The sequence below is a fragment of the Gemmobacter denitrificans genome, from assembly GCF_036964905.1.
GTDB lineage: Bacteria > Pseudomonadota > Alphaproteobacteria > Rhodobacterales > Rhodobacteraceae > Gemmobacter > Gemmobacter denitrificans.
On sequence record NZ_JBALHR010000011.1, the window covers coordinates 23,237 to 44,730 of the forward strand.

At 63.2% G+C, this 21,494-nt stretch carries 22 protein-coding genes; 9 read left to right on the forward strand and 13 right to left on the reverse strand.

Features of this window, described 5'->3' with window-relative positions; translation table 11 throughout:
- The first annotated feature begins 102 nt into the window (after positions 1-102).
- From V6590_RS15610 to V6590_RS15635, 6 genes are all read left to right on the forward strand, one after another.
- Complete coding sequence (locus tag V6590_RS15610; protein WP_335424612.1) at positions 103-1,128, forward strand: alpha/beta hydrolase family protein; 1,026 nt, start codon at positions 103-105, stop codon at positions 1,126-1,128.
- A 31-nt stretch (positions 1,129-1,159) separates the two neighbouring features.
- The gene (locus V6590_RS15615) at positions 1,160-1,993 is read left to right on the forward strand and encodes a GNAT family N-acetyltransferase (protein WP_335424613.1); all 834 of its coding nucleotides are present in this window, start codon (positions 1,160-1,162) and stop codon (positions 1,991-1,993) included.
- Positions 1,994-1,996: 3 nt separating this feature from the next.
- Complete coding sequence (locus V6590_RS15620; RefSeq protein WP_335424614.1) at positions 1,997-2,581, forward strand: MOSC domain-containing protein; 585 nt, start codon at positions 1,997-1,999, stop codon at positions 2,579-2,581.
- Between the two features lie 3 nt (positions 2,582-2,584).
- Entirely contained in the window at positions 2,585-3,067 is a 483-nt protein-coding gene (locus tag V6590_RS15625) for a GNAT family N-acetyltransferase (protein ID WP_335424615.1), read from the forward strand.
- A 71-nt stretch (positions 3,068-3,138) separates the two neighbouring features.
- Positions 3,139-3,495 carry a CidA/LrgA family protein gene (locus V6590_RS15630; protein WP_335424616.1) on the forward strand — a complete coding sequence of 119 codons (357 nt, stop codon included), beginning with the start codon at positions 3,139-3,141 and terminating at the stop codon, positions 3,493-3,495.
- Positions 3,492-4,208, forward strand: a complete 717-nt coding sequence (locus V6590_RS15635) for an LrgB family protein (protein ID WP_335424617.1) — start codon at positions 3,492-3,494, stop codon at positions 4,206-4,208. The genes V6590_RS15630 and V6590_RS15635 overlap by 4 nt, the downstream gene beginning before the upstream one ends.
- On the opposite strand, the gene V6590_RS15640 is transcribed toward V6590_RS15635, so the two are convergent.
- Positions 4,202-6,451 (reverse strand): PBP1A family penicillin-binding protein, encoded by a 2,250-nt coding sequence (locus tag V6590_RS15640; protein WP_335424618.1) that lies wholly within the window; start codon positions 6,449-6,451, stop codon positions 4,202-4,204. The genes V6590_RS15635 and V6590_RS15640 overlap by 7 nt on opposite strands.
- A 263-nt stretch (positions 6,452-6,714) precedes the next feature.
- On the opposite strand from V6590_RS15640, the gene V6590_RS15645 reads away from it, so the two are divergent.
- Both V6590_RS15645 and V6590_RS15650 read left to right on the forward strand, forming a co-directional pair.
- On the forward strand, positions 6,715-7,053 hold the full coding sequence (locus V6590_RS15645; protein ID WP_335424619.1) for a P-II family nitrogen regulator: 339 nt from the start codon (positions 6,715-6,717) through the stop codon (positions 7,051-7,053).
- A 28-nt stretch (positions 7,054-7,081) separates the two neighbouring features.
- Positions 7,082-8,443 carry an ammonium transporter gene (locus V6590_RS15650; RefSeq protein ID WP_335424620.1) on the forward strand — a complete coding sequence of 454 codons (1,362 nt, stop codon included), beginning with the start codon at positions 7,082-7,084 and terminating at the stop codon, positions 8,441-8,443.
- 77 nt (positions 8,444-8,520) lie between these two features.
- Here the strand turns inward: V6590_RS15650 and V6590_RS15655 are convergent, their stop codons facing one another.
- The 8 genes from V6590_RS15655 to dapA form a co-directional block, all read right to left on the reverse strand.
- On the reverse strand, positions 8,521-9,603 hold the full coding sequence (locus V6590_RS15655) for a Hint domain-containing protein (RefSeq protein ID WP_335424621.1): 1,083 nt from the start codon (positions 9,601-9,603) through the stop codon (positions 8,521-8,523).
- Between the two features lie 229 nt (positions 9,604-9,832).
- On the reverse strand, positions 9,833-11,017 hold the full coding sequence (locus V6590_RS15660) for an amino acid aminotransferase (protein WP_335424622.1): 1,185 nt from the start codon (positions 11,015-11,017) through the stop codon (positions 9,833-9,835).
- A 4-nt stretch (positions 11,018-11,021) separates the two neighbouring features.
- Entirely contained in the window at positions 11,022-11,882 is an 861-nt protein-coding gene (gene sseA / locus V6590_RS15665) for a 3-mercaptopyruvate sulfurtransferase (protein ID WP_335424623.1), read from the reverse strand.
- 135 nt (positions 11,883-12,017) lie between these two features.
- Positions 12,018-12,302: a hypothetical protein gene (locus tag V6590_RS15670; protein ID WP_335424624.1), complete on the reverse strand. Its 285-nt coding sequence runs from the start codon at positions 12,300-12,302 to the stop codon at positions 12,018-12,020.
- 142 nt (positions 12,303-12,444) lie between these two features.
- Positions 12,445-12,915, reverse strand: coding sequence for an SsrA-binding protein SmpB (gene smpB, locus V6590_RS15675; RefSeq protein ID WP_335424625.1), 471 nt, complete (start codon positions 12,913-12,915; stop codon positions 12,445-12,447).
- A gap of 53 nt (positions 12,916-12,968) precedes the next feature.
- Positions 12,969-13,529, reverse strand: a complete 561-nt coding sequence (locus tag V6590_RS15680) for a Hint domain-containing protein (RefSeq protein ID WP_335424626.1) — start codon at positions 13,527-13,529, stop codon at positions 12,969-12,971.
- Positions 13,530-13,709: 180 nt separating this feature from the next.
- Entirely contained in the window at positions 13,710-14,585 is an 876-nt protein-coding gene (locus V6590_RS15685) for a DMT family transporter (protein WP_335424627.1), read from the reverse strand.
- 109 nt (positions 14,586-14,694) lie between these two features.
- Complete coding sequence (gene dapA / locus V6590_RS15690) at positions 14,695-15,567, reverse strand: 4-hydroxy-tetrahydrodipicolinate synthase (protein WP_335424628.1); 873 nt, start codon at positions 15,565-15,567, stop codon at positions 14,695-14,697.
- A gap of 150 nt (positions 15,568-15,717) precedes the next feature.
- Here dapA and V6590_RS15695 point away from each other — a divergent pair, with 150 nt between their 5' ends.
- Positions 15,718-17,649 carry a lytic transglycosylase domain-containing protein gene (locus tag V6590_RS15695; protein WP_335424629.1) on the forward strand — a complete coding sequence of 644 codons (1,932 nt, stop codon included), beginning with the start codon at positions 15,718-15,720 and terminating at the stop codon, positions 17,647-17,649.
- Here the strand turns inward: V6590_RS15695 and V6590_RS15700 are convergent.
- The 4 genes from V6590_RS15700 to V6590_RS15715 form a co-directional block, all read right to left on the reverse strand.
- Positions 17,646-17,843 carry a hypothetical protein gene (locus V6590_RS15700; protein ID WP_335424630.1) on the reverse strand — a complete coding sequence of 66 codons (198 nt, stop codon included), beginning with the start codon at positions 17,841-17,843 and terminating at the stop codon, positions 17,646-17,648. The genes V6590_RS15695 and V6590_RS15700 overlap by 4 nt on opposite strands.
- Positions 17,844-18,050: 207 nt before the next feature.
- Positions 18,051-19,265, reverse strand: coding sequence for a phenylacetate--CoA ligase family protein (locus tag V6590_RS15705; protein WP_335424631.1), 1,215 nt, complete (start codon positions 19,263-19,265; stop codon positions 18,051-18,053).
- 14 nt (positions 19,266-19,279) lie between these two features.
- A complete protein-coding gene (locus V6590_RS15710) occupies positions 19,280-20,128 on the reverse strand; it encodes an ABC transporter ATP-binding protein (RefSeq protein WP_335424632.1) in 849 nt (282 codons plus the stop codon).
- A 55-nt stretch (positions 20,129-20,183) separates the two neighbouring features.
- Complete coding sequence (locus V6590_RS15715; protein WP_335424633.1) at positions 20,184-21,479, reverse strand: ABC transporter substrate-binding protein; 1,296 nt, start codon at positions 21,477-21,479, stop codon at positions 20,184-20,186.
- Positions 21,480-21,494 lie beyond the last annotated feature (15 nt).

A 21,494-nucleotide genomic window follows, 5' to 3' on the forward strand; every position in this document is an offset into this window, starting at 1 on the left:
ATAGGCCGAAATCCGGTTCCTGGCGACCTGAAACCGGAAAAAGGACGCCAGCCGCCCCCCGATTGGCTCAGATCGGCCTATCACAACGCCATGGAGGCCAAGATGTTGAAACCGCTGATCCTTGCCACGATGACCCTGCTGCCAATGATGGCGGCTGCCGACAGTCTGCCCGGATATGACCATATCCAGGTCGATGCCCCCCACCGCCCCCGGGTGATGGAGGCAGCCGTCTGGTATCCGGCCGGAGGCGAAAGCTATACCATCCCGCTCGGGGCCAACCCGGTGTTTACCGGCACCCGCGTCAGTTTTGCGCCTCGCATTGCCGAAGGTCGGTATCCGCTGATCGTTGTGTCGCATGGATCGGGCGGCAATATTGATGGTCTGGGCTGGCTGGCCGGGCCGCTCGCAGTGAAAGGTGCCATCGTCATCGGCGTAAACCATCCCGGCACCACATCACGCGACAGCTCTCCCCGTCGCACTGTGCAGGTGACCGAACGCGCCCGCGATATTCCGGCCATCATCGACGCAGCGCTTGCGCATCCCGATTTCGGCCCGATGATCGACCCGGATCAAATCACCGTTCTGGGGTTCTCGCTGGGCGGGGCCACCGCATTGCATGTTGCCGGGGCGCAGATGGACCGCGCTGCCTATGGGGCCTATTGCGACCGATTTGCCGATGCGTCGGATTGCCGGTTTCTGCAGCGCGGCGGCGTCGACCCGCATGATCTGCCCGCGGAATGGGAGGCAACAGACATGGCCGATCCGCGTGTGTCAGCAATGGTCGCGGTCGATCCGGGCTTTGGCTATGCCATGACCGATGACAGCCTGTCGCGCATCACGGCCCGCAGCCTGATCATCAATCTGGGCGATGAGAAAACCCAATGGGATGCAACAGAGGCCGGTCCCGCAGGCGCCAATCTTGTGGGGCGCATTCCGGCAGCAACGCTGACCCGCCTCGCACCGGCCTGGCATTTCTCGTTCCTTGGGGAATGTACCGCCGAAGGCCCTGCCTTCCTTGAGGCAGAGAAGGACGATCCGATCTGCGGCGAACCGGAAGGCGGCAATCGCAAGTCGCTGCATGACAAGGCGATTGCCGAGATTGCGGGCTTTCTGTCCCTGGGCGATTGACCTTGTCTGGGGCGGGGTGCAGGCTGGTTGCATGACCCTGACCCCACCCTTTTCCGGCCACTGCCTGTGTGGCGCAACACGCTGGCGCGCCGAGGCCCTGCCGCTCTGGCAGGGTCATTGCCATTGCGACAGTTGCCGCCGGGCGACCGGCGCGGCGATGGCCAGCTATGTCGGGCTCGATCCGAATTCCGTGGTCTGGCAGGGTCCACCCCCCGTTGTGCATCAGTCCAGCCCAGGCACGCGTTGGCACCGCTGCGCCACTTGTGGCAGTCCGCTGGCCTATTTTGCTGACCGCTTTCCGAATGAAATCCATCTTCATGCGGCCACGCTGGATGAGCCTGCCGCCTTTGCACCCGAACAGCATTTTCACGCGGGCGACCGCTTGGGCTGGCTGCATCTGGCCGATCACCTGCCCTATCGCATCGGCCCCAAGGACGATCTGGCACAGGTGCTGGCGCTGATCCGCGACACCTTTGCCTATATGGAAGGGCGGATTGATCCGCCCTCGTCGCTCAACCGACTGGATCTTGCAGCGCTGCGCAATCTGGCCGCGCAGGCCGAAATCTGGGGGATCGGGGGGCCGCTTTTGGGCTGCGTGGTGCTGACACCGGGCGCGGATCACCTTTATCTTGGCAAGGCGGCGGTGGCCCGATCAGCCCGCGGGCAGGGCATTGGCCGCGCTTTGGTCAGCCATGCGGAAACCCGCGCCCGCGCCCTTGGCCTGCCGGAATTGCGCTTGCAAGTCCGCGTCGAACTGACCGAGACACAGGCCATCTGGGAAAGGTTGGGCTTTCTGCGCACCGGTGCCACGGCGCATGACGGCTATGATCGCCCCACAAGCTACAGCTATGCAAAGAAGGTCTGATCCATGCCTGCCCTGATCCCGACCGAATATGCCGGCACGATCACCTGGCTTGGGGTAGTGGCGGATCGTGACGCCGCGCTGGAAAGTCAGCCGCGCGACAGCCTGATTGCCAGTTTCGCCGGGCCTGAGGGCGAGGCGCATGGCGGATTGACCCGGCCTGCCTGCAGCAGGGTGCAGGCGCAATATCCGCGTGGCACCAAGATCCGCAATGCCCGGCAGTTCAGCCTGCTGGGCGCCGAAGAGCTGGCAGCGATTGCTGCCGAAATGGGGCTGGAACTGCTTGATCCGGCCTTGCTGGGGGCGACCATGGTGATTTCCGGCATCCCCGATTTCAGCCACCTTCCGCCTTCGTCGCGGCTGCAGGGGGCGGGCGGCGCAACGCTGGTTGTGGATATGCAGAACCGCCCCTGCACCCTGCCTGCCCGTCCGATCGAAACCCGCCACCCAGGGCATGGCCGCGCCTTCAAACCTGCGGCCCATGCGCGGCGTGGTGTCTCCGCATGGGTCGAACGCGAGGGCATCTTCACCTTGGGGGAAACGATCCGCCTGCATATTCCAGACCAGCGGCCCTGGGCCCCCTTGGCCTGAGGGATGCCGGATACCCGCATCGACATCAGGCCATTGGCCGCAGACGATTACCCCGCCGTCGGGCGCATCTTCTTCTGTGCAATCCACGAAGGCACCCGGGCTGCCTATGACGCCGCACAGCGGCTGGCCTGGGCCGGGGAAACCATCGACCTTGACCGCTGGAAAGCCCGGGTTGCCGCACTGACCGGATTTGTCGCCGAATGCAAAGGGGAGCCGGTCGGTTTCATCACAATAGACCGATCCGGCTATGTGGATCTTGCCTTCGTGCTGCCTTCGACAGGTCGGTCCGGGATTGGCGGAAGGCTGCTTGGTGCAGCCGCGGATTGGGCCAACGCACATGGTGCCCGCCAGATGACGACCGAGGCCAGCCTTGTTGCCCGGCCTTTCTTTGAAAAGCATGGCTGGCATGTCGTGGAAGAGGAAACCGTACTGCGGATGGGTGTGGCGCTGCGCCGGTTCCGCATGCGCAGGGATCTGATCATTTAGTCTGTGCCGGGCTTCCGTCTGGCACGGGCAGGGCGCATGGTGCGCCAAACGATCCTGCAGCCGGAGGCCCCATGATCCCCGCCCTTCTGACCTTGCTTCTGTCACAGCTTGCCGGTGAGGTATTGACCCGCGCGACCGGTCTTCCGCTGCCCGGACCGGTGGCGGGGATGCTGATCCTGCTGGCAGGTTTCGCTGTGCTGCCTGCGCTGGTCGATGTGGTGCGCCCCCTGGCCAGCGGGATACTCGGCCATCTGTCGCTTCTTTTCGTCCCGGCAGGAACCGGGGTGATCGGGCATCTGGACAAGTTGGCGGCGCAAGGGCCTGCGCTGGCGGTGGTACTGATCCTGTCGACTCTGCTGGCCATCGCAGCGGGGGCCCTGGCCTTTGCCGCCGTTGCGCGACTGATGGGCACGGAGCCGGAAGCATGACCGATTTCACCGAGATCTGGTCCTACCTTGCAGAAGGCCCCCTGCTCTGGCTGACGGCGACGCTGGCCGCCTATGCGATCGGCAATGCCTGCTTTCTGGCTGCGGGGCGGCGGCCTTGGGTGAATGCCGTGCTGATTGCCGTTGTGCTGTTGGCCGGGCTGCTCTGGGCGACGGGCACCAGCTATGCGACCTATTTCGAAGGCGCACAATTTGTGCACTTCCTGCTGGGCCCTGCGACAGTGGCGCTGGCTCTGCCGCTGTGGGACAATCTGGGCCATGTGCGGCGCGCGGCTTTGCCATTGCTGGCAGCCTTGCTGGCCGGATCGGTTACTGCGGCAGGATCGGCCCTTGGCATAGCCTGGGCGCTTGGCCTGCGGGGCGAGGTGCTGGCTTCGCTGGCCCCCAAATCGGCCACCGCGCCGGTGGCCCTTGGCATTTCCGGCAGTCTGGGCGGATCGCCGACACTGACCGCCGTTCTGGTGATCCTGACCGGCATCATCGGCGCCATCTGCACCACACCACTGCTCAATGCCCTGCGCATCCGTGACTGGCGGGCCCGTGGCTTTGCCACCGGGGTCGCAGCCCATGGGATCGGCACGGCCAGGGCCTTTCAGGTGCATCCGACTGCCGGGGCTTTTGCCGGGCTGGGCATGGGGCTGAATGCGGTATTGACCGCCTTTCTGGCCCCCGCCCTGCTGCGGCTGTTTCAGTAAAGCCCCGAAGAAACCCCAAGTGCGTCGCGCAGTGCGTCCTGAATCGGGTCACCCGTCGAAGGCTGGGGCTGCGCCGGAGTTGCGCCGGGGCTTGCGGGCTGTTCTGCCGCCGGAACACCCGGCACTTCCAGCGACGAGGCCGAAACGCCCGAAGCCGGTGGCTGACGTGGCGCAGGTACGACCATGGGCAGCGGCGTGACCGGAATCCCCTTATGAACCCGCGCCATCACCTCTTGCCAGATCTGGGCCGGCAGCCCCCCGCCCGTCACCTCTTTCAACGGGGTGTTGTCGTCATAGCCCATCCAGACGCCGCTGACGTAATGGGCAGAAAAACCGATGAACCAGGCATCGCGGGCGGCGCTGGTGGTGCCGGTCTTGCCCGCCACCGGATGATCGCCGAGCCGCGCCCGTTTCCCCGTGCCGCGTTCGATGACCTGCGACATCATGTAGATCAGCTCTTGCGCCGCTTCCTGCCGGATGACCCTTTCGCCGATCCCGCCGGTCTGGCCGATCAACTCCCCCTCTTCGCCCTGCAGTTTCAGCTCGATCAACCCATAGGGTTGCACCGATGATCCGCCATTGAGGATGCCCGCATAGGCCCCGGTCATTTCCAGAAGCGTGCTTTCGCTGGCCCCAAGTGCAAGCGCCGGGCCAGCCGCCAGATCGGATTTCACCCCGAACTGTTCGGCCACCTGCCGCACTGCATCGCGCCCCACCGCCTCGGACACCCGCACGGCCGGGATGTTCCGGCTTTCGGCCAGCGCCTGGGTCAGCGTGATCATTCCCTTGAATTCCTTGTCGTAATTCGCGGGGGTCCAGGGGCCGGAGCCCTTGATGTTGATGGTCAGCGGCGTGTCTTCGACATAATCTGACGGGCTGTAACCCAAATCCAGCGCCGCGGCATAGACAAAGGGCTTGAACACCGAACCGGTCTGACGCAGCGCCTGGGTCGCACGGTTGAAACTGCCTGCCGCCTCGATCTTGCGCCCGCCCACCATGGCGCGCACTGCGCCATCCGCGCTCATCACCACGATCGCAGCCTGCGCCTTTGACCCTTTGGATACCTTGGTTGCGAACACATCTTCCAACGCAGCCTCGGCCTGGCGCTGGATGGTCTGGTCCAGCGTGGTGCGGATGATGACATCCTCGGTCGTGTCCTTGGTCAGGAAGGCCGGGCCGGATTCCATCACCCAATCGGCAAAGAATCCCCCCGCATTGCGGGCTGCCGCTTCGGACAATTGCGCCGGATTGGCCCGCGCCTCATCGGCGGTGGCCTTGTCCAGATAACCTTGTTCTTCCATCAGCCCGATGATGACATTTGCCCGATCCTGCGCCCGTTTCAGATTGGCGGTCGGCGCATAGCGTGACGGGGCCTTCAAGAGCCCTGCCAGCATCGCGGCTTCGGCGGCCGTGACATTGGCGGCCGATTTTCCGAAATAGCGCTGCGCTGCGGCTTCGAACCCGCGCGCACCCGCCCCCAGATAGGCCCGGTTGAAATAGATCGTCAGGATATCGGCCTTGGAATACTTCCATTCCATCGCCATGGCGAAAGGGATTTCCTTCACCTTGCGCCAGATGCCCCCGCTGCGGCAGTCTTCCTCATATTCCGCCTCGGTCTTCCACTTCGTCGCGTCATATTGCACGCCGAGGCACAGCAACTTGGCCACCTGCTGCGTGATGGTGGACCCGCCATTGCCCTCCAGCGGGCCGCGTCCTTCGGACAGGTTGATGCGGATGGCGCTGGCAATCCCGCGCGGGCTGACCCCGAAATGGCCGTAAAAACGCTTGTCCTCGGTCGCCACCACGGCATTGCGCAAATGATCCGACACATGATCCGAGGTGATCATGCCGCCGAAGGTTTCGCCACGCCAGGCAAAGACCTGACCGTCACGATCCAGCATGGTGACCGATCCGCGCGCGCGCGCGTCCACCAGATCGGTGACCGAGGGCAATTGTTGGTGGAAATAGAAGACCACCCCAAACAGCACCAGCGCCGACACAACGCCAAGCCGCCAGCCCACGCCCCAGATCACCCGCCAGATCAGGCCAAGAAGCCCAAGGATCAGCCCGACAATCAGCCCATGCTTCCGGGCAGGTTTGCGCGATGCGGGCTTTCGGGGGGAAGCCGGTTTTTTCGGCGGTTCGGGCTTCTTCGGCGGTCCGCCGCGCCCAGATCCCCCGCCCGAAGACGGATAGCGGCGATCCGCCACCAGCGGTGCCCCCCGTTTGCCCGATCCACTCATTGCCCGATACGCCCGTCTTCTGGTCTTTGTTCTGCCGGAATCTTACCCTGACATGCCGCTCTTGTGGAGTGGGTGCGGACACGATTCGCAGACCGGTTTCGCACAATAATTCGGCACATGGCGCAATTCGTGCAAAAAATGTGCAACAAGCCCTGAAATCCCCCCCGACGAAGCCGCGCATTTCTTGTGCAGCTGCAGCATTCGCCGCCTTCTTGACCGGCAAGCCCGCGACAGGGGCGAATGGCAAGAAAAAGGGGACGCATGTGAAACTGATCATTGCAGCAATCAAGCCGTTCAAGCTTGAGGAGGTCCGTGAAGCCCTGACCACCATCGGCGTGCGCGGCATGATGGTGACCGAGATCAAGGGCTTCGGGTCGCAGTCCGGCCATACCGAGATTTATCGCGGTGCCGAATATGCCGTGAACTTCGTACCGAAGGTGCGGCTGGAAATCGTTGTTGCTGACGCGCTGGCCGAACAGGTGGTGGAGACGATCCGCACCACGGCACGTACCGACAAGATCGGTGACGGCAAGATCTTCGTTCTGGATGTGGAACATGCGGTGCGCGTCCGTACGGGCGAAACCAATGACGACGCGCTGTGAGACAAGGGTGGAAGGGGAACACGACACCATGAAAACAATGAACAAACTCTCCGGCCTTGCGGCGATTTCGGCGCTGACGGCCCTGCCCGCATGGGCGCAGGAAGCCACGGCCGAGGCCGCCGCTGCCACCACCGAAACCGTTGCCGAAGTCGTCCCCGTGATGGACAAGGGCGATGTGTCCTGGATGATGACCTCCACCGTGCTGGTGCTGTTCATGACGCTGCCGGGTCTGGCGCTGTTCTATGGCGGCCTGGTGCGCAGCAAGAACATGCTGTCGATCCTGATGCAAACCACGCTGATTGCCTGCGTGATGATGCTGATCTGGGTGATCTATGGTTACTCCTTCTCCTTCGGCGGCAGCGACTCGCCCTATTGGGGCGGCCTGGGCAAGCTGTTCCTGGCTGGCGTGACGGCTGACAGCATGTCGGCCACCTTCTCGGCTGGCTATGTCATCCCGGAATATCTGTTCATCGCCTTCCAGATGACCTTCGCGGCGATCACACCTGCGCTGATCATCGGGGCCTTTGCCGAACGCATCAAGTTTTCGGCGGCGCTGCTGTTCTCGGTCCTGTGGGGCACTTTCTGCTACTTCCCGATGGCCCATATGGTCTGGGATGCGAACGGCCTGCTGTTCAAGCACGGCGCGATCGACTTTGCCGGCGGCACTGTGGTGCATATCAATGCCGGTGTAGCGGCCCTGATCGGCGCCATCGTGATCGGCAAGCGTGTGGGTTACGGCAAGGAAAACATGGCGCCGCATTCGATGGTGATGACCATGATCGGCGCTTCGATGCTGTGGGTCGGCTGGTTCGGCTTCAACGTCGGGTCCAACCTGGAAGCCAATGGCGGCGCGACGCTGGCCATGATCAATACCTTCATCGCCACCGCTGCTGCCGCAGTTGTCTGGTCGGCGCTGGAAGGCGCACTGCGGGGCAAGGCTTCGATGCTGGGGGCTGTTTCGGGCATGGTCGCCGGTCTGGTGGCAATCACCCCCGCTTGCGGCACGGTCGGCCCGATGGGCGCCATCCTGCTGGGGGCGATTGCTGCGGCCGCCTGCTACTTCTTCGTCACCGTGGTGAAGATCAAGGCCGGCTATGACGACAGCCTTGACGTGTTCGGCATCCATGGCGTGGGCGGCATCATCGGCGCCATTCTGGTCGGTCCCTTCTCGGCGGCCTCCTTCGGTGGCGTGAAGGGCGAAGACTATGCGATCGGCGCGCAGACCTGGATTCAGATCGAATCCGTTGCGCTGACCGTGGTCTGGACCGGCGTGCTGTCCTTCCTGCTCTTCAAGCTGGTGGATATGGTGATCGGCCTGCGGGTGGATACCGACAGCGAACGTCAGGGCCTGGATCAGGTCTCGCATGGTGAAAGCGCCTATCACGGCTGATCGACCACTTCCCCACAAACAGCAAAGGCCCGCGATCCCTGCGCGGGCCTTTTCGCATGATGGGTCTCCAATGCCGTTCAGGCGACCAAAGCCAGCCCGTTCTTGCGGTGGCGTTGCAGCAAACGATCCAGCCGGGCGTTGCGGATACAGGGCCGGGCGGGCAGCACCGGATGCGCAATGAGTTCGGGAAAAAGCAGAGCCAGTTCCGACGCAGCTTCGGCACCGACGGCACGCATGGCCTCGGCTCCGGTCAGCAGGGTTTCGCTTGGCGCACCTTCGGCAAAGATGATCTGATGCGGTTCGGTCAGCAGGTGAAACCAAGTGACCTGCGTCGGCACCTCGGTCACCGCGATACCGGGCAATCCGATCAGCTTGATTGCGGGCACCAGGATTTCAGGCGAACCAAACATCCGCTCGGCCACGCGCGAGCGCAGCAACATCCGATGCTGCCGGGAAACATACAGGTCGCGCAGGGGCAGGCCCTGCCCAAGCGCCCCCCGGGCGATACGCACCGGGGCCAACCGTCCCTGCCCCATAACGGTGCTGGCTCCGATCCACAGGATCGGCTGCGGCCCATTGTCCCTGGTCATGACAAGATCGCCCGGTTGCAGGGTCTCGATCAGCTTTTCTCCCTGCGGGGTCAGAATACGGGTGCCGCGCAGATAACAGGTGACCACGTTCCATGTCTGCCGGTCCCCCGTCATCCCCGAGAAGGTGGCACTGTTGAGACTGTCAAGCGTCAGGCTGCGGATCGGTTGCGCCTGCATTGCTGCCTGATCGGCATTTGCGGCGAATTCAGGGGCCCAATAGGTATTGCCCGCCGTATCCTGAAAGATGACAGCCGTGACCGTGGCGGTCGTGCCATCGGTATATGTAATGGTCGCATTGTACACGACCGAGGAATCGAAGGTCTGTTCCGCCCCGCCATTGATGAGGAAGGTTTCGGCAGGTGCGTTGGTCTGATCATAAGCATTCGTGGTGCCACCGGCGAAACCGGTCGAACCGGGCGAGAACGTCTGCTGATTGTTGAGCAAGGCATTCTGCACCCCGCCGAAGGTCAAACCGACCAGGGCACCAGCATTCTCTGCCAGTGTATTGCCTTCGGTCGTATCAATATCCGCCTGATTCCCCAGCGAAAACACATTGAAGGTTGTTGGCATTCTGCCTCTCCGCAATCAAGGCGCAGGGCAGGAACTGCCCAATTCACCTCATGAGAGAGTGCCGGACCGACCGGGCGAAAGCGTGGCACCTTCATGAAGAATACGGGTCAGATGGCCAGATTGATCCGTGCCACAGAACAAAGAGACTGCGATTTTCCCGCAATCGAGCCTGCATGCAGGCAAAAGGATGGCGCGGCGGTGTCAGGGCCCGCCGCGCCAGAAAACGTGATTAACGGATCACCTCGGCAACCGCCCGGGCCAGAACCGGCACGGTGGCCGCGTTCAACCCGGCAATGTTGATGCGCGAGTCGCTGACCATGTAGATGCCGAATTCTTCACGCAGCCGCATGACCTGCGCTTCGGTCAGGCCCAGCAATGAAAACATGCCGCGATGCCGGGCCACGAAATCGAAGCGGTCGGTATTGGTGGCCCTGCGCAGTTCCTCGGCCAGTTGGGCGCGCAGACCCAGCATCCCGCTGCGGGTTACCTCCAGCTCTTCCTTCCAGTCTGCCTCCAGCGCCGGATCATCCAGCACGGTCATCACCGCGCGAATGCCATGATCGGGCGGAAAGCTATAGGTCTGGCGGTTGAGGAAGCTCAGATTGCCCTGGGTGATCTCCGCCTGCGCCGCATCGGCGGATACGGCGACCAAGACCCCGGCGCGGTCGCGATAGACGCCGAAATTCTTGCTGCACGAGGCCGCGATCAACAGTTCCGGGAAAGCCTGCGCAATCATCCGTGTCGGTGCCGCGTCCTGATCCAGACCGTCGCCAAATCCCTGATAGGCCAGATCGACCATCGGGAAGGCCTGCCGGTCCTTCAGGATGGCGATCACCTCCTGCCACTGGTCCAGCGTCAGGTTCGCCCCGGTCGGATTGTGGCAGCAACCATGCAGCAAGACCACATCGCCCGGCTTCACCTGCCCCAGATCCGCCTTGACCGCTGCAAAATCCACTTCGCCCGATTCCGCATTGAAATAGCGGTATTCGGCGACGGGAAGCCCCACGAACTTGATGATCGAGATATGGTTGCCCCAGGTTGGGCGCGATACCCAGACCGTTGCCCCGGGATTGAACATCTTGGCCAGATCAACCCCCAGCCGCACAGCCCCGGTGCCGCCCGGAGTTGCAATCGACGACAGCCGGTCAGCCGCCACCGCGTCGCCCAGGATCAGCTTGCGCATTGCCATGTTATAGCCGGGCTCGCCCGTCAGCGCGGTATAGGTCTTGGTGTCCTGGGTTTCCCAGATCTTCTTTTCAGCAGCCTTGATCGCCCGCATCACCGGGGTCAGACCCGTCGCATCCTTGTAGACGCCCACGCCGAGATCGATCTTGTCGGTTCTCGGATCATCCTTGAACATCTGGATCAGCTGCAGAATCTTGTCCTGCGGCTGCGCCTTCAGTGCTTCCAGCATCGCCTTATCCTTTTGCGACTTTCAGATCGTCATACATGCCCCATTCGGCCCATGAGCCATCATAGAGCGACCAGTTCCTGTGCCCGATCCGTTCCAGCGCCAGGGCCAGAACGGCAGCCGTAACCCCCGATCCGCAACTGGTAATGGCGGGCTTGGCAAGATCCACCCCCGCTGCAGTGAAAACGGCACGCAGGGCGGCCAGGTCCTTCATCGTGCCATCGGGCTGCAGAAGATCGGTGAAAGGCACGTTCTTCGATCCCGGAATGTGACCCGACCGCAAACCGGGGCGCGGCTCGGGCACTTCACCGCGAAAGCGCGGCGCGCTGCGGGCATCAATGATCTGCGCCTCGCCCAGCTTGCTGGCATGGGCAACCTGCGTCACATCCTTCACCAGCGCCGCCTGACGGCTGACGGTGATGTGACGGTCACGCAGGATCGGCGCCATGTCCTCAAGTTCGCGCCCTTCGGCCTTCCACTTGGGCAGGCCACCATCCAGCACGGCGATGTCGGTCTTGCCCATCAGCCGGAACAGCCACCACACGCGGGCCGCGGAAAACAGGCCCATGCCGTCATAAACCACCACCTGATGGCCGTCGCCCACGCCCATGGCGCGCATCCGGCTGATGAACTTCTCGACTGGTGGTGCCATATGCGGCAGGCTCGACCTCTGGTCGCTGATCTCGTCGATATCGAAGAACCGCGCACCGGGGATATGGCCGGCGGCATATTCGGCCTTCGCGTCCCGGCCCATATCGGGCAGATACCAGCTGGCATCCAGAACCCGCAGATCGGGGTCTTTCAGATGGGCATCAAGCCAGGCGGTGGACACCAGTGTCCTGGGATCATCTTGAAAAGCGGAAGTCATGGCGCGGGCTCCTGCATCTTTGATCCCGCTTTATCACAGGGGCGCAGTCAGGCAAGCGGCAAGCCACCTGTTAGCGCCCAAAGCAAAGGGCGCGCAGCCGAAACGGCGCGCGCCCTTTTTCCAAAGCTGCCGGGTTCAGCGCCCCAGAACCCCCTTGATCACGCCAACAACCGCCAGCAGCACCCCGCCGCCGACGCCACCGCTGGCAAGGCTGCCAACGATGGACGCGATATCCGTGCCGCCACCCGCCGCAGCCGCAACGCCCCCCGCGCCCAGCATGGCCAGAATCTGGCCGCCCACGCCGCCACCAAGGATTCCGACGATCGAATTGCCCAGCGTCCCAAGGCTCAGGTTCTTCAGAACCGCCCCGGCAGCATTGCCCCCCACAGCCCCGGCAATCAGGCTGATGATAAGTTCCATGTCACTCGTTCCTTTCCCGGCGCGATGCCTTGGGCAATCGCGCATGTTGCCCGGGACAAACACCCCCGGATGCGCCAAACAGTCGCATATCTTGGGTCAGGAACCAAGCTTGACGCAAGATCAAGTCAGATTTGTTGACAGATCAACCCTGCTTGAGCAGCCGTTGCTTCTGGCGATCCCAATCGCGCTTGGCCTCGGTCGCGCGCTTGTCGGCCAGCTTCTTGCCCTTCGCCACACCCAGCTTGACCTTCACAAGGCCACGGTCATTGAAATACCACTTCATCGGCACGATGGTCATGCCTTCGCGCGCAGTCGCGTTCCACAGGCGCGACAGTTCTTTCTTCGACACCAGCAGCTTGCGGCGGCGACGCTCTTCATGGCCCCAGGTCTTGGCCTCGCGGTAAGGGGCCACATAGCTGTTGATGAGCCACAATTCGCCACCTTCGACGCTGGCATAGCTTTCACCCAGGTTCGATCCGCCCTGCCGCAGCGATTTGACTTCAGACCCATACAGCATGATCCCGGCCTCAAGGTCGCTTTCGATATGGTAATCGAAACGCGCCCGGCGGTTTTCGGCGATCATCTTGGAATTGGGGTCTGCGTGCTTGGCCATGATCGCTCCGAAATAGGCGAGCGATCGCGGAAAGTCCAGCCACCGGGCAGATGTCAGGCCAGACGCCGTTCCAGAAATGCGGCGCTGCGCGGCTGGCTCAGCTGAACGAAATCGGCACTCATCAGGGCGGTTTCAGGATGCGCCACCGATGCCCCATGCAGCATGACACCGCTTTGGGCCCAGAACACCTCTTCCTCATCGAACATCAGCCGAAGCAAAGGTTGCGGGCGCGGCAGGGCGCGGCGCGTGATCCCCCGCCGCCCGACCAGCGCCGCAGCAGGCACGAGAACCTCCATCGCGTCCGGCACATCCGGATCGCCAAGGGTGTCCAGCAGCACCAGCTGGCTTTCGCCCAGCATCAGGTCTTCGCAATTGTCCAGCACGCCGCCCGGCACATGAATTGCCGTTCCGCTGGCTGGCGCATCGGCCCAGATCGCGACCAGCGGGCGCAGACCGCCGCCCGACACCTGCAGACGTTGGCCTGGATACAGGCTTTCCACGGGTGCCCAGCCGGTTTCGGTTTCCACCAGCGCCCCGGGCATCAGCCCAAGCGACGGCGCCGCAATTGCATCGGCCAATGGGGCTTCACGGCGCAGGATATCGGTCAGGAACATCTGGGCATCCTCTCTGTTAAGCTTTGTGGCAGTCGGTGCTGCCTTACGCCCCAGAAAGCGCTGAATTCTGCCCATTTTTTGACATGGAAGCGGCTCAATCACGACACTGTCACCCATACAGAAACATTTACCAGGACCTCACACAAACTGGCCGCGGAAAGCCCCCATACAAACCAAACCTTAACCCTTTTGCGAAGCCACCTTTCGGCTGCGCAAAAGCGTATACAACCCGGCCGCGACCACAATTCCCGATCCGAGAATCGTCTGAAGGTCAGGGCGCTCCCCAAAAACAACCATGCCAAGAACAAGCGCAAAAACAAGTCTTGTGTATCGGAAGGGGGTTACGGCACTGACTTCGCCCAACCGCATGGCAACGGTCAGCGCCCAATAGGCAAAGACCCCGAAGCCAATCGCCACGGCCAATTGCCCCCAGGCAACCGCATCGGGCCAGACAGCACCGCCCTGCCAAAGCATCAACCCCAAGCCGGTCGGCACCATGGCCAGAAACCCGTAAATGCCCAGTTGCAGGTTGCTCAGCACCTTTGGCGCGGCCCGTGTCGCCAGATCGCGGCCCGCAAAGCCGATCAACCCCGCCACAGCCAGCAAGGACAGGGCGTTGAACCCTTCCAGACCGGGGCGCAGGATGACCAGAACGCCGCACAATCCGGCAAGAATGGCCGACCACCGCCGCCATCCTACCTTTTCGCCAAAGATCAGCGCCGCCCCGGCAACAACAACCAGCGGGGTGGCCTGCAGGATGGCACTGGCCGTGGACAGCGGCGTCAGCGCGATGGCCAGCGTATAGAACAGCCGTCCCATCACCTCGAACCCGGCTTTCAACAGCATGCGTGGCCCGATGACTGCCGGGTGCCACAGCGGCTGCCCAGCCCGCCGCGTCAGGGCCGCAAAGACCAGCGCTCCGCCCGCACCGAAGATCAGCAACACCTGCCCCACCGGCAGGCCAGCCGCGGACACGCGCTTGAGCAGCATGTCCTCGATGGCAAATCCCAGCATGGCCGCCACCATGAATCCCGCGCCGCGCAGATTGTCGTTCATTCCGCATCTCTCCAACGGCAAAAGGGCCCCGCACCGGCAAGGCCCTTTGTCTTGTTCCAAATATCCCGGCGGAGCCCGGAACGGGCGGGGGCAAAGCCCCCTCTTGCCCTCAGATCAGCCCGGCGAACTGCATCGCGGCCTTGATCCGCGCCTTGGTGCCATCGGTCAGCCCGACCAGCGGCAGGCGGACCTCCTCGCTGCACAGGCCCAGCAGCGACAGGCCATATTTCGCGCCGACCAGCCCCGGTTCAAGGAAGATCGCCTCATGCAAGGGCATCAAGCGGTCCTGATACTCCAACGCGGTCGCGTAATCGCCGCGCAGCGTGGCCTCCTGGAATTCGGCACACAGGCGTGGCGCCACATTGGCGGTGACCGAAATGCAGCCCACGCCACCATGGGCGTTGAAGCCAAGTGCCGTGGCATCCTCGCCTGACAGCTGGATGAAATCTTTCCCACAGCTGGCGCGCTGCTGGCTGACCCGCTCGATCTTGCCGGTCGCATCCTTCACACCCACGATGCGGGGCATCTTGGCAAGCTGGCCCATCGTTTCGGGGGTCATGTCCACAACCGACCGGCCCGGGATGTTGTAGATGATGATCGGCAGGTCGCTGGCGTCATGCAGCGCGGTGTAATGGGCGATCAGACCCGCCTGTGTCGGCTTGTTGTAATAGGGCGTCACCACCAGCGCCGCATCGGCCCCGGCCTTTTGCGCATGCTGGATCAGGCCAATCCCTTCGGCCGTGGCATTCGATCCCGCGCCTGCAATCACCGGAACCCGACCTGCAGCGGTTTCCACCACAATCTCGATCACCCGGCCATGTTCCTCATGGCTCAGCGTCGGGCTTTCACCCGTGGTCCCCACCGGCACGATGGCATGACTGCCCTCGGCAATGTGCCATTCCACAAGTTTCTTGAGCGTGTCCACATCGACAGCGCCGTTCTTGAACGGCGTGACAAGGGCAGGCATGGACCCTTTGAACATGACACGCTTCTCCTGATTGCTGGGCAGACTCGCCCGGTTGACCTTGGCTTCCTTATCGCCCAAGCGGCAGCTTGCCAAGCGGGGGCTTCCTGTCGGCGATGTGAGTTGCAGCGCTGCCGCCCTTCGGGCAGGTTCCGCGCCATGATGCTGATGCGCCCCCTTGTCCTTTCGCTGTCGCTGGTCCTGCTTGGCCCCCTGCCTGCGGTCGCCCAGACCGACCCGGCCGCCGCCCTGCGTCTGGCCCTGAATGAATCGGGGCGCCAGAATTGGGCCGAGGCCGAACGGCTGGCGGTGGATGCCGGTGCAGTCGGGGCCGATGTCATCCTGTGGCAGCGGTTGCGCGCGGGAGAAGGCAGCCTGACGGAATACGAGGATTTTCTGGCCCGCCGCCCCGAATGGCCGGGCCTTGCCTTGCTGCGCAAGGCGGGGGAAGAGGCCGTTGCGCGATCCAGCACCCCGTCGCGGGTTCTGGCATGGTTCGGAACCACACCGCCCCAGACGGCCACCGGATCGCTGGGTGCCATCCGCGCCCTGCAGGCGACAGGGCGCGCGGCGGAAGCCGAGGCAGAAGCCCGCCGCGCATATATCGAACTGCCCCTGACGGGCGAAGAGGAGGCCGCGCTGTTGGGCCTTTATCCGGGTCTGGTGGCGCTGTCGCGGGACCGGCTGGAACATCTGCTCTGGGAGGGCGAAAAGGCCGCCGCCCGCGCCTTGATCGATCGTGTCGGGCCGGATTGGGCGGCGCTGGCGCGGGCCCGGCTGGCGTTGTTTGACCGCGCGGCCAATGTCAATGATCTGGTCAAGGCCGTGCCCGCTGCGCTCGCCAATCATCCATTATTGGCACAGGCCCGGGTCGATTGGCGCATTTCCAAAGACCTCTGGCCCGAAGCAGCGGCGCTGATGCTTGATCATTCGGCCAGCGCCGATCTGTTGGGCCGGCCCGAAATCTGGGCCAAACGCCGGGCGCAACTGTCGCGGCAGTTGCTGCGCGATGGCGAGGCTGCGCAGGCCTATCGCATTGCCGCCCGCCACCATCTGACGGCGGGCAGCGATTATGCCGATCTGGAATTTCTGGCCGGGTTCATTGCGCTGCGCCATCTGGGCGATGCCCAGACAGCGCTGACCCATTTTCGCCATCTGGAATCGGCGGTCGTTACGCCCATCTCGGTATCACGCGCCCTTTACTGGCAAGGCCGCGCTCTCGAAGCGGCAGGCGATCCGGCGGCCCAGACCGCCTATGCCAGTGCGGCGCAGCACCAGACAGCCTATTACGGCCTGCTGGCTGCTGAACGCCTGGGGCTTTCGTTGGACCCGGGGCTGATTGCCCTGCAGGGCCGCACCAAGTGGCAAGATCGCCCCTTCGCGCGTTCATCCGTGCTGGAAGCCGGGCTTTTGTTGCTGAAGGCCGGGGACCGGACGCAAGGCAAGCGATTCCTGCTGCACCTGGCCGAAGGCCTGTCGCCAGATGATCTGGCCGCACTCGCCGATCTGGCCCTGACGATCCATGAACCGCATATCGCCGTCTTGCTGGCCAAGCAGGGGGCCGAACGCGGGGTGATCCTGCCCGAGGCCTATTTCCCGGTGCCGGACCTGATCCCCGAAACCGGGCTGGCGGTTTCGCGGGCCTTTGCGCTGGCGATTGCCCGGCGTGAAAGCGAGTTTGACCCCGCAGCACGCAGCAGCGCCGGGGCCCGCGGGTTGATGCAATTGATGCCGGAAACGGCCGAACGCACGGCGAAGTCGCTGGGCCTGCCTTTTGATCTGGGCCGCCTGACCCGCGATCCGGCCTATAATGCGACCCTGGGCAGTGCCTATCTGGCGAAACTGGTTGAAGAATTCGGTCCCTCGGTCGCGCTGGTGGCTTCGGGCTACAATGCCGGACCGGGACGCCCGCGCCGCTGGATCACCGAATTCGGCGATCCGCGCAGCGCGGCTGTGGATGTGGTGGATTGGGTGGAAATGATCCCGTTTTCCGAAACCCGCACCTATGTGATGCGGGTGACCGAGTCACTGGTGATCTATCGCGCCCGCCTGCGCGGCACGGCTGGCCCGGTACGGATCACGGCGGAACTGAAGGGCTAGGCCTGCAGCGGCACCTTCACATCCCGAGACAGTTTCAACCAGGCGATCATGCCAGTGAAGAAGCCAAGCGCCGCAAGCAGCAGGGCAATCACCATCTGGCTCTGATCCTCGATCCGGGCCGACAGTGCCAGATAGCCAAAGGCCCAAAAGCCTGACCAGCTGATCACGCAGATCAGGGCAATCATCTTGTTCATGTGGTTCCTCCCAAAACCGTGCGCGCGCCTGTCCACATTGGGACATCTTGTCGCAGCACGCCAGAAGATTCGCGGCCATCCGACATGACTTCGCACCGTGCCTTGTCATATCCGCCCACCGGGACGCAAAAAACCGCGCCCGGATTGCGGGCGCGACAGGTTCAGGGAGGATGAGGGGGGACAGAAACTCCCTGTATTGACGGCGGCTCAGCCGTAAGTGCGGCGATCCTCGATCACCTTGCCATCATTGGGCAGGCTGCCAGGGGCAACGATTTCCACCCGACCGCGCAGCTTCAGCACTTCCAGCACCGAACCTTCATACAAGGCGGGATTGGTGGCGCGGCTTTCCACCTGCACCGTCATCGCATCCATCTCGCCCTCGCGGCTAGCGATGACCCGGGCGCGTGATACCTCCTCGTGACGGGCCACGAACTCGGCCACCTGTTCGGGGCGCACGAACATGCCCTTGATCTTGGTGGTCTGATCGGCACGGCCCAGCCATCCCTTGATGCGCAGGTTGGTGCGCCCGCAGGGCGATTGACCGGGCATCAGCGCCGACAGATCACCGGTGGCAAAGCGCACAAGCGGGTAATCGCGGTTGAGCGTGGTGACCACCACCTCGCCCACTTCGCCCATCGGGACGGGATCGCCCGTGCCGGGGCGCACAATTTCGACGATCACCCCTTCATCCAGGATCATGCCTTCCTGCGCCTCGGATTCATAGGCGATATTGCCCAGATCGGCGGTGGCATAGCATTGCAGGCAGAGGATGCCGCGATCCGCATATTCGCGACGCAGGCTGGGGAACAAGGCCCCCCCGCCCACAGCCGCTCGGGTGATCTTCAGCCGCTCGCCCATCTCATCGGCGCGATCAAGGATGATCTTCAGATAATCCGGCGTGCCGGCATAGGCGGTGCTGCCCACATCTACCGCCGCCCGCACCTGCAGGTCGGTCTGGCCGGTGCCCGCAGGCAGCACGGCAGCGCCAACGGCTCGCGCACCGGATTCAAAGATCATCCCGGCAGGCGTCAAGTGATAGCCAAAGCAATTCTGCACGATATCGCGGGGCCCCACACCGCAGGCGTGCAGAAACCGGCCCATGCGCCACCAGTCGTGCCCGGTGCGGCCAATCTCATAGATCGGGCCGGGCGATTGGAACACGTGTTCGAACCGCCCACCTTCGGGCAAAAACCCCCCAAGTGGTGGGTGCTTCTTCTGCGCACCGGACAGATCGGCCTTGCGGATCACCGGCAGTCGCGCCAGCGCGGCAAGGCTGGTGATCTGCGCCGGATCGACACCGGCAAGACTGCTGGCCATGGCCGGGGCCGTCATCGCATGCGCAATCAGCGCAGGCAGGTCGCGGGCCAGATCGGCAGCACGCTGGTCGGCAGAGCGGGTTTCAAGGGCATCGAAATGGGCCATGGCCTGATCCCCCTTCATGCCAGCCACCGCTTGCGGCGGCGATAGCTGCGCACATCGCGGAACGATTTGCGGCCCTTGTCCGACATGCCCAGATAGAATTCAGCCACATCCGGGTTTTCGCGCAATTCCTGCGCCGTGCCTTCCATCACCACCCGGCCACTTTCCAGAATATAGCCGGTATGGGCATAGCGCAGCGCGACATTAGTGTTCTGTTCGGCCAGCAGGAAGGTCACACCCTCGCCCGCATTCACGGCCTTCACGATTTCAAAGATCTGTTCCACCAGTTGCGGGGCCAGACCCATGGACGGTTCATCCAGCAAGATCATCTCGGGGCGCGACATCAGCGCACGGCCCATTGCCGTCATCTGCTGTTCCCCTCCCGAAGTGTAGCCCGCCTGCGATTTGCGGCGCTCTTTCAGGCGCGGAAAATAGGTATAGACCATCTCAAGATCGGCCATGATCGCCGCCTTGCCATCGGTGCGGGTATAGGCGCCGGTCAGCAGGTTTTCCTCGACCGTCAGGTGTTCAAAACAATGGCGGCCTTCCATCACCTGAATGACCCCCATCTTCACTAGGTCTGACGGATTCAGATCCTGGATCCGCTGGCCACGATAGGTGATCTGCCCCTTGGTGACAGCCCCCCGTTCAGAGTGCAGCAGGTTCGATACGGCCTTCAACGTGGTGGTCTTGCCCGCGCCATTGCCGCCCAGCAGCGCGGTGATCCCGCCCTTGGGCACAGAAAGGCTGACACCTTTCAGCACGAGGATGACGTGATTGTAGATCACCTCGATATTGTTGACCTCCAGCAGGGTCTCGCCTGGCTTCGGATCGGTGGAAAGGGCGGTTTGGGTCGCGTCAAGCATGGCTCTGGCCTCGCAGCAAGGGGTGCGGGGGCGGGATTGCCGCCCCCGCCGCGCATCAGTTGCAGCGCTCGGTGATCGAGTTTTCGGCGGCAAAGGCAGCCGAATCTTCCATCACCAGCGGCACCAGAACCTCGTCATCCGGGGCGATGAAGCCCGAGATCAGGTTCCATTTCTTGGCAGCGGCATCCCATTGCTGGATCATCGCCGCACCCGGGCCGCCATGGTCTTCGCAGGTTGCCTTGAAGGGCTGGCCGAAATTCGGCAGACCCAGTTCGGCCATGCGCGCCTCAGTGATTTCCAGCTGTTCAAAGCCGTCACGCACCTGCTTGGCGTTCACTGCCGCCGTGCCATGGATTTCCTGCGCCTTGCGGATCGCCTCGGCGATGACCATGGCCGCATACATGCCGCGCGAATACAGCACCGAGCCCACCTGATCGCCCGCGCCTGCCGCCTTGCCGGCGTCATGGACGTATTTCTTCAGGTCGGCATAGACCGGATAGTCCATACCTGTGCCGTGCATGGCCAGCGACTTGTAGCCATTGGCCCCGTCACCCGCCGGAAGCACGTCGTTTTCCGACCCGGACCACCAGATGCCGATGAAGTTCTCCATCGGGAAGCGGATATTCGCGGCTTCCTGAATGGCGACCGAGTTCATCACGCCCCAGCCCCAGAACAGCACATAATCCGGCTTGTCGCGGCGCACCTGCAGCCACTGGCTTTTCTGTTCCTGTCCGGGGCTGTCGATCGGCAGTTCGGCCAGCGTGAAGCCATGCTTCTTCGACAGTTCCTGCAGGGTGCGGATCGGTTCCTTGCCATAGGCCGAGTTGTGGTAAAGCAGCGCGATCTTCTTGCCTTCCAGGCTGCCGCCATTCTGATCCAGAAGATGCTTGATGGCCACGCTGGCGCCATCCCAGTAATTGGCCGGGTAGTTGAACACCCATTCGAACACCTTGCCATTCGCCGCCGAGGTGCGGCCATAGCCGGGGGTGTAAAGCGGGATGCCATCGACCGCGACCTTGGGGATCAACTGATAGGTGATGCCGGTGGACAGCGGATTATAGACCAGCGCGCCCTGGCCCTTGGTGGCCTCATAGCATTCCACGCCCTTTTCGGTGTTGTAGGCGGTTTCACATTCCGGCACCTGCACCTTTTCGCCGCCGATGCCGCCATCGCGTTCATTCAGCAGGGTGAAATAGTCCATGAACCCGTCGGCATAGGGGATGCCACCGGCGGCAAAGGGCCCGGTGCGATAGCTCAGGTTCGGCACCACCAGTTCGGCGGCAGCCGGGGTCGCAAGGCCCGCAGTTGCAGCAATCGCCGCAGCCGCCAGCATGGTGAAAGTCTTTTTCATGTCGTTCTCCTCCCG